The 16,938-nt window shown below is 35.2% G+C and carries 9 protein-coding genes; 5 read left to right on the top strand and 4 right to left on the bottom strand.

Going from position 1 to position 16,938, the window contains the following annotated elements; all coding sequences use genetic code 11:
* The first annotated feature begins 25 nt into the window (after positions 1-25).
* On the top strand, positions 26-646 hold the full coding sequence (locus LUU93_RS13665; RefSeq protein ID WP_255669487.1) for a ComF family protein: 621 nt from the start codon (positions 26-28) through the stop codon (positions 644-646).
* A 91-nt stretch (positions 647-737) separates the two neighbouring features.
* Here the strand turns inward: LUU93_RS13665 and LUU93_RS13660 are convergent, their stop codons facing one another.
* A complete protein-coding gene (locus LUU93_RS13660) occupies positions 738-3,407 on the bottom strand; it encodes a zinc-dependent metalloprotease (protein WP_232681695.1) in 2,670 nt (889 codons plus the stop codon).
* Positions 3,408-3,604: 197 nt separating this feature from the next.
* On the opposite strand from LUU93_RS13660, the gene LUU93_RS13655 reads away from it, so the two are divergent.
* From LUU93_RS13655 to LUU93_RS13640, 4 genes are all read left to right on the top strand, one after another.
* Positions 3,605-4,537: a bifunctional riboflavin kinase/FAD synthetase gene (locus LUU93_RS13655; protein ID WP_232681694.1), complete on the top strand. Its 933-nt coding sequence runs from the start codon at positions 3,605-3,607 to the stop codon at positions 4,535-4,537.
* Between the two features lie 309 nt (positions 4,538-4,846).
* Complete coding sequence (locus LUU93_RS13650; protein WP_232681693.1) at positions 4,847-5,284, top strand: hypothetical protein; 438 nt, start codon at positions 4,847-4,849, stop codon at positions 5,282-5,284.
* Positions 5,285-5,454: 170 nt separating this feature from the next.
* Positions 5,455-6,543: a biotin synthase BioB gene (gene bioB, locus LUU93_RS13645; protein WP_232681692.1), complete on the top strand. Its 1,089-nt coding sequence runs from the start codon at positions 5,455-5,457 to the stop codon at positions 6,541-6,543.
* Between the two features lie 80 nt (positions 6,544-6,623).
* Positions 6,624-7,490, top strand: coding sequence for a cupin-like domain-containing protein (locus LUU93_RS13640; protein ID WP_232681691.1), 867 nt, complete (start codon positions 6,624-6,626; stop codon positions 7,488-7,490).
* A 55-nt stretch (positions 7,491-7,545) separates the two neighbouring features.
* Here LUU93_RS13640 and LUU93_RS13635 read toward each other — a convergent pair whose 3' ends face one another.
* From LUU93_RS13635 to LUU93_RS13625, 3 genes are all read right to left on the bottom strand, one after another.
* On the bottom strand, positions 7,546-11,346 hold the full coding sequence (locus LUU93_RS13635; protein ID WP_232681690.1) for a RemA C-terminal-like gliding motility protein: 3,801 nt from the start codon (positions 11,344-11,346) through the stop codon (positions 7,546-7,548).
* Between the two features lie 480 nt (positions 11,347-11,826).
* Entirely contained in the window at positions 11,827-15,642 is a 3,816-nt protein-coding gene (locus tag LUU93_RS13630; RefSeq protein WP_232681689.1) for a RemA C-terminal-like gliding motility protein, read from the bottom strand.
* Between the two features lie 184 nt (positions 15,643-15,826).
* The coding region (locus LUU93_RS13625; protein ID WP_232681688.1) for a RemA C-terminal-like gliding motility protein at positions 15,827-16,938 on the bottom strand (1,112 nt) is incomplete at its 5' end.

Here is a 16,938-nt window from a genome sequence, read left to right as displayed (position 1 = left end):
TTGCTCAGGATGCCGTGCGGTTTTAATGACAAACGAAACTGTTTTATGCACGAATTGTCGTCATGAACTGCCTCTTACTCAATATCATTTAGATTCAAATAACGATGCCGTTAAAAAGTTCTATGGCAAAATTGAAGTTGAGCATGTTTCTGCCTTTGTTTATTTTAACAAAAAAGGAATTGTTCAGGAACTCATTCATAACCTGAAATATAAAGGCCATGAGGAAATTGGGGTTGTTTTAGGAAATTGGTATGCGGAGGATTTAAAGGAACTAAAACTCAAAACGAATTTTGATATGGTAATTCCGGTTCCTTTACATCCGCGAAAATTTAAGGAACGCGGCTATAATCAGGTTGCCACTTTTGGGAAAGCTTTAGCCGAAGGTTTGAAAATTCCCTATAATAGTTCGGTTTTATATCGAAAGAAATATTCTAAAACACAATCAAAAAAGAACCTCTTAGGAAGATCTGAAAATATCGAAAATATCTTCGATGTAATTTCAACCGAAGAAAACCATAACAAACATTTTTTAATTGTTGATGATGTACTTACGACCGGAGCAACACTTGAAGTTTGTTCCAGAGCATTATTAAAAATTCCCGGAGCAAAAATCAGTATTGTCTGTATGGCGATGGCGAACTCTTAGAATGAAATTCCAAATTCCAATTAAAACTTGGAATTTGGAATTTGGAATTTAAAATATTGAGATTTAAATTAAAATATTGATTTTTAAAACTTTAGTTTACAATTATTTTCTTAACTGTTCTTCTGTTTCCATCGATAACGGTTACTAAATAAATTCCTGCTGAAACATTTGGAAGCTGAATGTTTTGATTAAAATCTCCCGATACTTCAAAGGTTTTCTTGTAAACACTTTTCCCTAAAATATCGTGTACAAAAACCTGAACATTATTTGATTCACTTGCAAATTGAATTGTGAAACTTCCTGTATTTGGATTAGGATAAAGCGCAAAATCTATGCTTTCGAAATCGTCTGTACCTAAAGTAAAAGTTTTAGTACAGATATTTACTGATGCCGAATTTATTGTTCCAAACATTCCTGAAACAGCGTCACGAACTCTAAATGTCCATGTTCCTTCTTGAGCCTGATCATTAAATGCGCGTAATTCGTCAACCGGAATAACTATTTGTTCTGTTGTTTTACTGCAGTCTAATGCATTTCCAGAATCATCAAAATTAAAAATTAAAGTTGAGTTTAAACTTGGACATGATTTATTAAACAAACGTACAGTTGTTCCTTGTGGGTTTATGATTTGAATTTCGAGATCTGATAATCGTTCGTGAGTAACATTCACCGAAACATTTACATCTGAGATTGTTCCTGTTGAAGCTGGCACACTCACTGTTTTTGCTGTATAACTTGTTGAATATGGAATACTAAAAGCATTTCCAAAACTATATGTGTTACAGCTTGTCGATGATGTATACCCAATGGCAAATGCTTTACTGTTTAAGGCATAATAGATATTTTCAGTTGGCTCAATAAGAAGTCTGCAATTTGTAGATGAAGGAACACTGGCAGGCAGAACGATAACTTCTGAGCCATCATTTTGAGTATTAGCTGCTAAAGTTGTTGGAAATGTTAATCCTCCATCTGTAGAAAGTTTGATATTTACTAACGAAGAACCCTGTAGATTATTGGTATTATTAACGCTCCAGGTAATAGTCTGGCTTGAACCTTGCTGCCAGCTCACATCATCAGTACTATGCGACGTTATGGCAAAAGGTCCTGCTGTCGAAACCACATTAACAACCATTGCATCTGTATTTGTCTGGGCTGTACCTAATGCCGCATTATCCCTGCCTGTTAAAGTAAAATTTAATGTTCTTGCTATAGATGAAACAGATTCCCAGGTTGTTGTTAATTTATTTTGCAGCACAGAATCAAAACTTGGCATATAACGAACCGCAGAACTTGTTGGAGCAAATGATCTAAATAAAGGCCCATCTGGTTTCGTTGGATATGCAATACTATTTGCTCCAGATGTTGTAACAGCATTATCATATTCTTCCCAGGTATAAGTAACAACATCTCCCTCGGGATCTGAGCCGGTTCCTTTTAAAATAAATGGTGTACTAATTGGAATCGTATAATCAATTCCTGCATTAATTACAGGCGGGTTATTTGTTAAACTCGTGCTAACCGGACAGCTTTTTCCAGCAAGTGTATTCTGAATCTGCCAAATACTAGCATAAGCAAAATAGTCGTCAGAATTATTTTGTATATCGTAATCACCTGTAACCCCGGCATAACCCATTATTGTAGAACCGCTTCCCGGCTCAACATTCACAGATGTTCTTTCACCTGAGTCATACGAAAAAGTATGATTTGCACCCAATTGATGTCCAAACTCATGTATCACAAAATCAATATCAAACGTATCACCTTCTGGCCTTCCGTCTGAAGGAGAAGTAAAAGCGCTTCCTTTTGCTAAAGGATCATCTGTTGTTGGATTTGAACAAATACAGCCTATACAACCGGCATTACCTCCTCCTCCAGAAGCTCCAAATAAATGTCCGATATCATAATTATTATTGCCTATAACATCTGTCAACGTTGTTTGAACTTCTTGGTTCCATGCTCCATCAGCACCGGCAGAAGCATTAGAATAAGGATCTGTTGAGGCATCTGTATAAATTACAGCATCATTGTTCGCAATTAAAACCAGTTTCAATGCCAAATCTTTATTCAAAACGCCATTCACTCTTGTTAGTGTAGCATTCATTCCTGCTAGCGCTAACGCTTTTGTCCCTCCAAAATAGGCTGTATATTCTCCTGTACAGGACAATGCTAAACGAAGCGTTTTAAAAACTTTTGTATTTGATGCTGTTTTTGCAGTCTTTCCTTCTTTATTATTTACAACAGCATCTATAGTCTTACATACTAACTTTAGTTTTGAAGCTGCATCTTTAGAAGAAAATAAAACATATTCTTCTTTATTATCTGGGTTTTGCTCTATAAACTCAGTAGCTTTATCTGCTCTAAAAAGCATTGTTTGAATACCTCTTGGAGAGAGACTAAAATGTATTTTTGCCGACTTGTCGTCTAAACCGCTTCCTTCGTAAGCTCTAATTTCCGGGTATTTTGCCTGTAATTCCGGATCAAAATTAGAAGATTCCCAAACCTGAAATTTTTCTAAAACCCCTTTTGCATTAGGAATTGTAATTTCGACATTCGTACTTAACGAAGATTTTTCGGTTGTTTTGGCAAGTTTTGCCGTTAAGAATTCTGTATTTAATTTATAATACAGTTTTTCAGAATCTGATATTGACGCTTTTTTTCCAGAGACTGAAACCGAATTAACTTTTTGCCACAGCTCATCACTTTGGGCATGAATTTTTGCAAACGAAAAGATAATCAGAAAATAAAGTAAATGTTTCTTCATGCTTAGTGATATTTTATAAAATCAAATTTAGTCGAATTAAATTAAATTCTTATATCTAAACGACATTTAACGTTTTTTAGTCGACGAATCAGGATTTTTTTCGACAAAAGAAGTATAATATTCCTAAAAAATCAATTAAGCTTAGTACAAAATTTAAAATAGATAGTATAAATTTGCAGCATCTTAAATAATTTGTTTTGAAGCTCTTTCATTCTATAAGCGATTTTCATTCAACCAAGAAAACGATTTTAACTCTTGGTACTTTTGACGGCGTACATATTGGTCATAAAAAAATTCTGGAAAGAATTACTCAAAACACCGAAAATGGGAAATACGAAAGTTTAGTACTTACATTTTTTCCACATCCGAGAATGGTTTTACAAGAAAAATCAGAAATAAAACTTCTCAATACGATTGCTGAAAAAACAAAACTTTTAGAAGCAACTGGAATTGAAAATTTAGTTATTCATCCGTTTAACGAAAGTTTTTCAAGATTAACTGCCGAAGAATTTGTTCATAGCATTTTGGTTAATCAATTTCATATTCAAAAAATAATTATTGGGCATGATCATCGATTTGGAAGAAACAGGACTGCCAACATTGATAATTTAATTGCCTTTGGGGCTGAATATGGTTTTGAGGTTGAACAGATTTCTGCCGAAGAAATACAAGATGTTTCTGTTAGTTCTACTAAAATTAGAAAGGCTTTGAACGAAGGAAATATGGAACTGGCCAACGAATATCTGGGCTATGACTATTTTTTGAGCGGCGAAATTGTAAAAGGAAAACAATTAGGAAGAACAATTGGTTTTCCAACGGCAAATATTCAAATTGACGAGGAATACAAGTTAATCCCAAAAAATGGTGTTTATGTTGTGAAAACCCTGATCGATAATTTGGAAATTTTCGGAATGATGAATATCGGTTTTAATCCAACTGTAAATGGCCAAAAACAAACTATTGAAGTAAATCTTTTTGACTTTGATACTGACATTTACGGCAAAAAAATTGAGGTTTCATTATTACGATATCTTCGTGAAGAACAAAAGTTTGGTTCTGTAGATTTGCTGAAAGCTCAATTAAATCAGGATAAACAAGCTGCTTTAACTTTTGTAAGTAAGCTTCAGTAATTAAAAATATATAGTCCCTATGGGACAAAATAAAATACCTAAAATAATATTCTACCGATATAAAATCTCTACAAGATATACTACATATACTCCATTAGGAGTTAAATAATCGGCAGTAAACATATTACCCCTGCATTAATGTCCTGTAAGGACTTCACACATTTCAAGAAAAACATTTTTCCAAAACGCTATTTCTTGATCTATAACATTTTACCAATTTTAAATCATCATAGTTATTTTTTTAGTAAATTTGATATATAACTCTGTTTATCAAACATATACTTATTAACTTCTTAAAAAATAACCACTATGAAACTACCTAAAGAAATAACAAACGGTTTTTTGATATTCCTCGGAATAGGCATTTATTTTTTATTGATGAATGTATTAGGTTTAGCAGATTTGTTTTACCTGCGTACCCTTAATGTATTTTTCTTATTTTATGGCGTAAACAGAACGATGGTGATGAATCTTCATGAAGGAGAAACGAGTTTTGTATCAAATGCAGTTTCTGCATTAACAACTTCTGTAGTTGGCGTGGCGTTAAGTATTCTTGGATTATTGATCTACAGTTATGCCCGAGGCGGTGACGCTTATGTACAAACATTATCTGAAACATTTATGTTTGGAGGCAATCCCTCTGTGCCAACTTATTGTATTTGTCTCCTTTTCGAAGGGCTTGCTTCATCGGTAATTGTCACTTTAATGATGATGCTGTATTGGAACAATAAATATGCTGCCGATTAATTATTCAAAATAAAAACAACCATTTAAGCGCTCAAAAATCATAAAAACCTACATTTATATGATTTTTGAGCGCTTCTTTTTTGAAAAACTTATCAAATATTCAATTGCAACAACCGCTATTGTTCGTTAGAAAATTTAATTACATTTGAAGCTTCAAAAACATTGTATCCATGAGCATTACAAAACACAACTGGACAAAAGACGAAATCATCGCAATATATAACAAACCTTTGATGGATTTGCTTTATGAAGCTGCAACAATTCACAGACAAAAACACGATCCAAACGTAGTTCAGGTTTCTACTTTATTATCAATAAAAACAGGCGGATGCCCTGAAGATTGTGGTTATTGCCCACAAGCTGCAAGGTATAATACGGGAGTTGAAGGAAATGACCTGATGACGGTGAGCCATGTAAAAGCCCAGGCCTTAAGAGCTAAATCCAGCGGATCTTCCCGCGTTTGTATGGGAGCTGCCTGGAGAAATGTAAAAGACGGCGAAGAATTTGATCAGGTTTTAGAGATGGTTCGTACTATCAATAAACTTGATATGGAAGTTTGCTGTACTTTAGGTATGCTTACAGAAAATCAGGCACAGCGTTTGGCAGAAGCAGGTTTATATGCCTACAACCATAATTTAGATACTTCTGAAGAATATTATAAAGATGTAATTTCTACCCGTGGTTTTGAAGACCGTTTACAAACTATCGAAAATGTTCGTAAAACAAATGTTACGGTCTGCAGCGGTGGAATTATTGGAATGGGAGAAAGTATTGAAGACAGAGCCGGAATGCTTGTCGCACTTTCTACTTTAAATCCGCAGCCGGAATCTGTTCCAATTAATGCTTTAGTTGCCGTTGAAGGAACTCCGATGGAAGAAGAAAAACCGGTTGAAATCTGGGAAATGATTCGTATGGTTGCTACAACAAGAATTGTAATGCCGGAAACCCAGGTTCGTTTATCTGCAGGAAGATCCAACATGACTCGTGAAGGTCAGGCAATGTGCTTTTTTGCAGGAGCAAATTCAATTTTTGCCGGAGATAAATTATTGACTACCCCAAACCCTGATGTTAATGAAGACATGAAGATGTTTGAAATGTTAGGGTTAGTTCCTCAAAAACCTTTTATAAAAGTTTCGCAGCCAAAAACAGTAGAAGCTGCCGATTCTCAATTTAATTCTTTAGGAGAAAAACCGAGATGGTCCAGACCCGGACATACAATTGAAAGAAATATTGAGGCTTCGATCAAATCAAAAATTTAAGTAAAAGAGTTAAAAAATCTCGATAAATATTTTTAAATTGCTTATGACACAGAGTTATAAGCAATTTTTTTATTTATAAAATGAAGTTAAAACAAATCCAAAGGGTAAAAAAAATCTCTAAGGAAGATTTTATTTCCCAATATGTAAAAAAACAAATTCCAGTTGTTATTGAAGAACTAACTGAAGACTGGCCAGCTTATCAAAAATGGAAATTATCTTATATTAATGATATTGCGGGTAATATTACGGTTCCCTTATACGATGATCGGCCAGTAAACCACGAAGAAGGTTTTAATGAGGCTCATATGACAATGAAAATGAGCGATTATATCCACCTTTTAGAATCAAAACCTACCAATTACCGTATTTTTCTCTATAATTTAATGAAAGAAGTACCACGGTTGAAAAATGATTTTTTATGGCCGGATATTGGGTTAAAACTCGTTAAGCAGTTACCAATGCTGTTTTTTGGCGGCGAAAATGCCAGGGTATTTATGCATTACGACATTGATTACTCGAACATTCTGCATTTTCACTTTCATGGAGAAAAACAATGTATGCTTTTTGCACCAGACCAGTCAAAATATATGTACAAGGTTCCGCATGCTTTAATTTCGAGAGAAGACATTGATTTTGATAATCCTGATTATGAAAAATTTCCGGCGCTTAAAAATGCTGAAGGATATATCACTAATCTTAAACACGGAGAAATGTTGTATATGCCCGAAGGTTATTGGCATTATATGAAATATTTGACACCTGGTTTTTCAATGAGTTTACGATCTTTTCCTAAAAACATTACTAATTTATCAAAAGCTGCATATAATGTTTTTATTATGCGCTATTTTGATATTATGATGCGAAAGTTTAAAGGGCAGAAATGGATTGATTATAAAAATGAAAAAGCAATTCAAAATACCCATGAAAACCTTAGAAAGAGTGCTTAATAAAAAACGGCTGCAGGATTAATTTTGCAGCCGTTTTTTATTTCGGTTTATAAATTTAATGAAAAGTAATTTTTCTGGCTGCCGTATTTCCGTTTTCCAAAGCCACTTTTACAATCAAAACCTGGTTTGCTGACTGAAGATTTGGAATCTGTAATTCGGTATTTCCAATCTTTTTATTGTTGTAAATCAATTTTCCTGAAACATCAAAAATTGTAACTTCTTTTATAAAATCATTTGTTGAATTTACCTTAATGTTTTTATTCTTAACCGAAACAAAAAGATTCTTTCCCTGATTTTCAAAATCATCAACTCCTAAATCTGCTGAAGCATACTTCAAAACAAAACGATCCAGAAAAGTTCCTGTTGATGTACTGAAAGTGTAAGCACTTGTTTGCAGGTTGTGTGTCTTGTTTGTCAATTTGTCTTCTAAATAAATGGCATGATTTGTTAAATCACCATCTGAATGATCAATCGCAATGGAAAATTCTCCTTCAATGTTAGATTTGTAGCCTAAAGGAACAATGTCAGAATCTATAAAAGGCAGGGCACGCCCTTGAACCGTTAATTTTCTTCCTTCATTAATGCTGTAAAAATCTAAATAAATATTACCATCTATGGTAACTCCATCGTAATTATTATCCCAGGTATTGGTCGCCCCTTCTACATATCCTATCAGCAATTGTTTAAAAGCTCCTTGTGTATTTGTCAAATTAAGCCAAACTCTGTGTCTTTCAATCGTTTCTTTATTGCTGTCTGCTGTTTTAAAAAACTGACTATTATTTCCGGGAACTCTCATAGAATTAGTAAAAACAGCATTTAAAGCAGTTTTTGATTTTACGAAAAAAGCCTGACCTGCTGCGATGTATCCTAAAGGAGCGTTTTGATTTCCGGGTGAACCAGCTCCCTGACCAGCCATGCTTCCAACGGTTATACTTCCTGTTAAATTATAAATTGCATAATCATTACTGCTATAATTATACTGAGCGTCTCCCAAAACAACATTGCTTGGTAAGGAGTTATGTGTCCAAAAATATAGGGTACCATATAAGTTTACCGAATTATCGAAGATAAATTGATCTGCATATATTGCTGAAGGATATGGATTGCCCAGCAAATGGAATTTCTCTACTGCAGCTAAAGGAACGGTAATTGTGCCATTATTAGGAACTCCTTCTAAAAATGAATTATAAATGGAAGGAGAATTAATATCGAAATTTTGTGGCGCCCTTACAATGTAACCTTGACCAGGAACCATTTCTGAGGTTCCGTTGTAATTAATTATCCAGCCTGTAACCGGGTTAAAGCTATAGTACTTATCAGCGAGTGTATTTGGCGATAAATCATGCAGTGTATACGCCGGTGTACGCACAATTGGTGAAGACCAATAGGTAAAATCATATCGCCTAACTGCTGTAGTATTTCGTTTATATATAATGTTTCCTGTATTTACGACATTGTTAACCTGCATTAAGCTGGCATTATTTTCAAAAGTCAATAACCCTCCGTTATTGTTAACTGAATTGGTAATCATTAATGTATGATTAGAATTTACTGTAACATTGGCACTTGCATCAACAACACAAGAACAGCCGCTCAAATCACTGGTTGTAGTATAATCGCCTGAAAATCGAACAGCATCTGTAGCAATCGGCGGACTTCCGGTTGACCAGTTTGTACCATTCCAAATATTTGTAACCGGGGCTTTTATCTCAAGATTAATAGTTGGTATAGAGGGACAAATATTTATATCATGTATCGTAAAAGTATAATTTCCGGGAGCCAAATTTGTTATAGTGTAACTAGTTCCTGATGAAGTATAGGTTTGAAAAACTGTTCCATTTTGTGTAATTGTCCAATTTGGTGATGCTAGTAAGCCACTCAAATGTACACTTCCGGTTGGGGTAACACAAGTTGGCTGCGTAATAACTGCAAATACCGGAGTAGATGGTTTTGGCTCAATATCAATTCTTGTTTCTATTGCAAATTCTTCCGGGCAAGTTCCGTTTTTGACCACAGCCCTGTAGCTTGTACTAGTTGTTAATACACCTGGCTGATAAGTATCTGAAGTATTAGCGAAAGACTGCCATACATAGGGTATAGCTTCGGCATATTCCCATCTTACAATTGTTCCGGTATAATTGGTTAATGTTAATAACGGACTTGGATCTCCGCTGCAAATGTGAATTCCTCCATGTACTGCACCTCGTTCTGTTTTGGTTACCGTTGTAGTATTGCTCGCACTCGTATTTGATGCGCATCCTATTGAGGAATAATCTACAGTTACAGTTTTGTTTCCTATTGTCAGCCATTGTAATGTTACCGAGTTACTAGCTGTAGATATTCCGCCTGAAGTAATAATATAATCAGTATTAAGAACTCCCGGAACATTCCAAATATAATCTGATTGTCCGCTTTGTGTTGTATAAGTAACATCTGTACTCACACAAACAGAAGCTGCAGGCTGTGCTGTAAATGTTGGCGACGGCAATGGATTTACCGTTACCGTTGCAGCAGCAGAATTTGCAACTGTACAAACTCCATTTTGCACAACAGCCCTAAACTGAGTTGTCTCAGTAAGCGATCCGGAAGTATATGTATTTGTTGTATTAGTAATATCGTTCCAAGTTGAAAATGGATTTACGGAATACTGCCATTTTTGAACTGTACCCGTTTGTCCTGCTAAAGATAAAGCTGCACTTGTTGCACCGGCGCAAATTGTTGTTCCTCCTGTAACAGTTCCTCCTACCGATGGCGAAGAAACTGTTATTACTACAGAATTTGACGCTGCAATATTAGTATTACATACACCAGAACTTAAACTAGTAACCGTTATTGTACTTGGTCCGGGTGTTGTAAAACCTGTTGCAATAAAAACACCCGTTCCTGCTGTGGTTACAGTCATTACTGCGGTTAATGCCACAGCTGATGGGCTGCTTCGATTATAAGTTACTGTATATGTTCCTGTAGGCAATAAAGCTGCACTGGATGTTAATGTTACAGAAGAGGTTTCTACTGAAGTACAAGCATCTGCAGCTGCAATACTGCCGATTCCATACGTTGGGCAGGTATAAGTTATAATAACCTGACCATTTGCACCAGCTCCGCCATTTTGAGGGCCAGCCAGAGCAGAACACATTGAACCACTTCCTCCTCCTCCTGGTGAAGTTCCATTATTTCCTACTGCTGTGCCTAAAACTAAACTTGGTACCGATGGTCCTCCAGCACCTCCTCCAGGCGATGCTCCATCGCCTCCTTTTCCTGATGTAAGCAAAAGTGCAGCTAAAACATGTCCACCAGAATCTCCGTTCCCTCCAGAAGCTGTTGTCGTACCTACAGAATTTGAAGCTAGTCCGCCTGAACCGCCAGCCGGTACACCACCAGCAGTATTACCATTACCTCCAGCTCCACCGGCTGCATAAATAACGGCTTCAAAACCTGTAATAGTCGAATGCCCGCCTGCAGCACCATTTGCAGCCGTACCTGCTGTTTGTCCTGCAACCACTACACTTAAAGTATTACTGGCCGTTACATTAATATTGCTTCTTGCATAAGCGCCGCCTCCGCCTCCGCCTCCGCTTCGTCCTTCAAATAATCCTGAACCGCTTGCTCCGCCTCCGGCACCTCCTCCGCCCCAAGCTTGTACATCCATAACAGTTATACCTGCCGGCACAACTACTGTACCGTTAGAGGTAAGTGTATGCGGCGGCTGGGCCCATAAAGAAAAACAAACAAATGAAAATAAAAGGGAGAGTTTTGTCTTTTTTAATGAATTATTCTTAAAATAATTATCTAACAAAGAAAAACAACAAATTAAAAATTTCGGTAAAACTAGAAAGATTGGTAATTTTTTTTCCATTGCACTATTTTTTAATTAAAAGAAAAAGACTGAAACTCAGATAAAATCTGTTTAGTTAATTCTAAATACCTCAAAAAATAACATGAATCTCAGAAACAAATCTGAAAATCACACAAAAAAATAGTAATAGCTGTTAGTTTTCGTGGTATTTAAGTAAGCAGCATTGTGTGGCAGATAGAAAATTATGACCGCATTTTGTGTAGAAAGAAATACAAAATGCTTATCAACGGCTTTTAGGTATCATTTGTCGAACGATTACCACAACAAGGTACGATTTTATTTACAACTCAAACAAGTGATTTAAGTTAAAAATTAAGATTTTAACACTTTTTATTTCACAATTGAATAAATTATGAAAATAACTGTTAAAGGAAATGCCAATTATAGTGATAAAGTCCCGTATTACAATCCATTATTTTGAACATAAGGAGTTAAAAAAAATCGCTCCAACACCCAGTATATAAGAAGTTTATATAGAATTTAGAATATAATCTTTTGTGTCTGCCGGGATTTATCTTCAAAAATTACCCTGACTAATAAAACCTGATGACTGCATACCAAATTCGATATTTCGAATTCTGCATTATCTATTTTTTTATTTTCGAAAAGTAACCTTCCATAGATATCATAAAGAGAAACACTTTTTAGATTTCCTTTGGCTGATTTTATATTGATAATTTTATTCTTTACAGATACAAATAATTCCTTTTCAGTTTTCTCAAAATCGGCAATATTTAGTTTTTCATCCATAAAGTGAAGTACAAACCTATCCGTAAACAACCCTATTTCAGTATTGAACGTATAATCTTTTTGAGTTAGATCTAAAGTGCTATTCAGGAATTTATCTTCTAAATAAACTGGCTGATGACTTAAGCCGCCATCTGCGTGATCTATTTGAATGGTAAACTTTCCGGAAATTACTGTTTTAAACCCTAAATTAATTTCATCTGATTCCTGAAAAGGCAATGCCCTTCCCTGAATGGTTAATTTTTTGTTTTCGTTAATACTATAAAAATCGACAAATTGATTCCCGTTTAAGGTTTCAGCGTCATAATTTAGATCATAAGAATTTGTAGCACCAGGAAGATATCCAATTAAAATCTGTTTAAATGCACCATTATCATTTTTAAGATTCAGCCATAATCTATGTTTAATTACTTCTTTTTTAGTTTCTGCTTCTCTTTTTACAGATTTAAAAAACTTATTGTTTGTTCCGGAAATCCGCATACTATTATTGAATTCCAAAAAACCTAACTGATTACTTTTAACAAAAAACCCTTGTCCAGAAGCTATTTTACCATTGGGAATTGTTTCGTTAATGCCATTAGAAATCGCTTTTGTACCAACACCGCCAACTAAATTATAAACGGCGTAGTCATCTGATGTGTATTCTAAATTTGTTATTGGTGTATTATGTGTCCAGAAGTAAAGCGCTCCTTTGGTTTTAAATTCATTTTTACTCAAAAAATCATCCGCATCTATGGCTGATGGATACGGGTTTCCAATTAAATAAAACCTATTGTTTTCTTGTAAATCAACTTCAACTTTTCCATTATTTGGAACACCAATAAAAACCCCTTCATATATTGATCGTTCAAACTGAGAAAATTCCTGGGGAGACCTTATCGAATATCCTTTTCCTAATGACATATAACCTGAAGGTTCTTCAATTTTCCAGCCCGGCAATGTAGAATTATATGACAAGTATTTATCTGATAATGTGTGAGGTGAAAGATCAAGTAGTTTTTGATTATCAACCGGCGAAGACCAAAATGTATAATCAAACTTTACAACTGGATTTGTTTTTCTTTTCATCTGGATAATTCCAGAATTTATCATATCATCATCAGATTGATACAAACTGGCTGAATCTTCTAAAACTAATGTTCCCAATCCTGAATATGCAAATTCAATTCCTAAAGCATTGCTGTTTAAAAGTGTTACAGTTTTTCCTTTTTCAATACTGCAGCTGCAAACATTGGAAGAATTTAAATTTAAAAAATCTTCTTTAAAAAGTATTTCCTTTCCTCCGGACGGATAACCGTTTGACCACGAACTACCGTCCCAAACTGTTGATTCGAGACAAAGTTTTAACCGACAAATTCTATGTTTGGAAAATCCTGAAACAGAATTAAAATTTCCTCCAATTAAAAGTCTGAAATCGGATGTAATATTTAATGCAAAAACTTTATTATTAACCGAAGCATTAAAAGTATTATCAAGATCTCCTGTTTTTTGTAATCTTATTAATCTCGGGGAAGTATAATTTTTATATGTTCCTGAAAAGGTTCCGCCAACTAAAATACGATCATCCGGCTGTACTAAAATTGCACGAACATCTCCTTTGTTAAAACCAATCCCTGAATCAAAATTAGTATCTAAACTTCCGTTCGAATTTAAACGAAGAATACGTTTTTGTGAGCTTCCATTATATATTAAAAAGGAACCGCCAACAATTATTTTCCCGTCTGATTGTAATGCCAGCGAGTAAACATTTTTATCAAACCCGGCTCCAATATTGAAACTAGTGTCGATACTTCCATCTGTATTTAATCGAACCAAACGCGAGAATGGCTGACCGTTAAAAGTTGTAAATCTTCCTCCTGCCAAAATTTTTCCGTCTGGCTGAATAAGAATATCCTCTATTATGGCATCTGCACCAAGACCTGTATTAAAAGCTGGATCATTTGAACCATCGGGCAGTAACCTTACAATTCTAATTTTTGAGAGATCATTGTTATAGCGTGTAAAATTTCCTGCTATAATAATTTTATTATCAGATTGTAATGCCATGGCATAAATTTGATAATTGAATCCTGAACCAATATTAAATGTATTATCTATTGATCCGTCTGGAAAAATTCGAATAATTCTATTACAAGACTGGTCATTATACTTGGTAAAATTTCCACCCAAAATAATTTTATCGTCTGATTGAACAACAGCTGTTTTTATTAAATTATTTGCCCCGGTCTGCCCCTTGTTAAAATCGGGGTCAAAAGCTCCGTCTTCTAACAGTCTTGCAATTCTAAAAGCCGGATTATTATTAAATTTGGTAAAGTTTCCAAGTACTACAGTCTTTTGATTCTCTAATGGAATCATTTTTAAAACAGAATTATCGAAACCAATCCCGGATGCCAAATAACTGGTATCAGGTTCTCCTTCAAAATTAACTTTTGCCAATCTTCCCTGATTTTGTCCATCAAAAACAGAAAATGATCCTCCAATAAACCATGATCCTTCTGAGTCGTTAGCAAGAGTCCAAACTGTAGATGCAGGTCCCGCACCCATATCAAAATCAGGTTTTACAGTTCCGTCTGAGTTTAAGAAAATAACCCGGTTAACATTTACGCCATCATATCGGCTGGTAAAAGATCCGCCAGCCATAATATTGCCAGCATTATCTATTTTAATAACTTCAACTGCACCGTTGTTAAAACCAGATCCAAGAAAACTAAAATCGCGTGTACCGTCCTGATTGAGACGCACTATTCTATTGGCAGTAATTTCATTGTATGATGTAAAACTTCCTCCTAAAAGTATCTTGCCATCGGGCTGGACTTCAATAGCATTTACATTACCATCAAAACCAGTCCCTATATTAAAATCCCTATCGACACTTCCATCCGAATTTAACCTGATAATTCGATTAGAAGCTACTTCATTAAAAGATGTAAAATTGCCTACAGCTAAAATTTTATCATTAGGCAAAACCTGAACTTTTGAAATCTGTAAAGCAGATCCTATGCCTATTTTAAATGAAGTGTCTAGTAAGCCGTTTGACAGCATTCGTGCAATTCTGTTTACTGCCGTATTACCATATTTTGTAAAAGTGCCAACAATTATAATTTTCCCATCGGACTGCAAATCTATATCATGAACAATTCCTGCTCCTGAACTAGCAGCAACGACTGTACTAAAAGATGAATCATATGAACCGTCGCCGTTAAGACGAACAAGTCCGCCCGCACTCCTTCCGTTATAAGCTGTAAAGTTTCCTACTGCAAGTATTTTACCATCGGGCTGAACATTAGAAGAATAAACTTTGCCATTAAAACCAGCTCCAGTATCAAAACTTTCATCTATTGTTCCGTCAGGTTTTAAACGGGTTAAGTATGAAGAAGGAATTCCGTGCAGACTTGTATATTCACCTCCAACAATCAGGTTATTATCTGATTGTAAAAAGAGAGTTCGGACAGTCGCATTAAATCCATCTCCTTTTGAACCGTCGTCAATTGTGTTAAAAGTATTATCTACTTTTCCTTGCTGAGCAATAAGGATGTTTGTGAAAGGCAAAAAAATAAGGAACAGTATATATTTTATCAAAATCGTAAATAGTCGGTTAATATAATTTGTAAGAATTAACCGAAATTAAAAAACTTTACAAAATAATACAATACCCACTTTTAGTGATTTTTAATTAAAACAAAAAATCCATTCCGCAAAACGGAATGGATTTTTTTATTGGAGGATTTTTTTTCTATTTAAAGATAATCTTTCTGGTTGCCTCGGCTTTGTTTTCAAGAGTTGTTTTTACCAGCAAAACCTGATCAGCAGCCTGCAGATTTGGGATTGACAATTCTGCTGTTCCTACTTTATTTTTACTGTATAAAAGTCTGCCGGTAATATCAAATATGTTTACTTCTTTAATATTTTCTTTAGAAGATGTTACTTTGATTGTTTTATCTTTTACAGAAACCAAAAGTCCGTCTTTTACATTTTCAAAATCCCCTGTTCCTAATGTTTTATTAGTATAACGAAGCGTGAAACGGTCTGTAAAAGTTCCTATTTCGGTAGTAAATTTATAGTTTCCGGCTTTTAGGTCATAAACAGTCCCCGTTGTTTTATCTTCAAGATAAACCGCCTGATTGTTCAGCAGGCCGTCAGTATGGTCTATAGAAATGGTAAATTCTCCGGCAACGGCTGTTTTATAGCCAAGGGGGATTAAATCAGTGTCTTCAAAAGGAAGTGCACGTCCCTGAACCGTTAATTTTTTTGCATCGCCGATACTGTAGAAATCTACATAAGTATTTCCGTTAAGGGTTGCCGCATCATAATTTTGATCCCAGCTGTTTGTTGCCCCGTTTATATAACCAATTAATGCCTGTTTAAAAGCGCCTTCGGCATTAGTAAAGTTCAGCCATAAACGGTTTGCTTCACCGGCTGTTTCTGAAGTTTTAAAGAACTGGGTGTTATCACCTGCAATTCTCATATCGTTTGTAAAAACAATATTGCTTCCCGTACTGGCTTTAAAGAAAAATCCCTGCCCCGCTGCAATGCTTCCTGTCGGGGCTGCTGCACCGCTTGTTGTTGCAACACTTCCCGTTAAGGTGTAAACAGCATAATCAGCTACAGTATAATTGTATTTTGCATCTCCAGCCACACTCCCGTTTGGAGGCGAATTATGTGTCCAGAAATATAAAGCACCGACACCTGTATCATTTATTAGTTTATCGGCATCAATGGCTGACGGATATGGGTTTCCAATTAAATTCCATTTAGCGGCTGTCGGTGTAAAAGTAATATCTCCATTGTTAGGAACCCCAGTAAAAGAGGCTTGATAAACGGCAGAAGTATTGATGTCATACTCCT

Source organism: Flavobacterium soyae (genome assembly GCF_021245985.1).
Classification (GTDB): Bacteria; Bacteroidota; Bacteroidia; order Flavobacteriales; family Flavobacteriaceae; genus Flavobacterium; species Flavobacterium soyae.
This window is presented reverse-complemented; position numbering and strand designations above follow the sequence as displayed.

Coding starts and splice junctions, on each gene's coding strand:
- LUU93_RS13635 (WP_232681690.1), bottom strand. CDS start 11,346: ATGGAAAAAAAATTACCAATCTTTCTAGTTTTACCGAAATTTTTAATT.
- LUU93_RS13660 (WP_232681695.1), bottom strand. CDS start 3,407: ATGAAGAAACATTTACTTTATTTTCTGATTATCTTTTCGTTTGCAAAA.
- LUU93_RS13665 (WP_255669487.1), top strand. CDS start 26: ATGACAAACGAAACTGTTTTATGCACGAATTGTCGTCATGAACTGCCT.
- LUU93_RS13650 (WP_232681693.1), top strand. CDS start 4,847: ATGAAACTACCTAAAGAAATAACAAACGGTTTTTTGATATTCCTCGGA.
- bioB (WP_232681692.1), top strand. CDS start 5,455: ATGAGCATTACAAAACACAACTGGACAAAAGACGAAATCATCGCAATA.
- LUU93_RS13640 (WP_232681691.1), top strand. CDS start 6,624: ATGAAGTTAAAACAAATCCAAAGGGTAAAAAAAATCTCTAAGGAAGAT.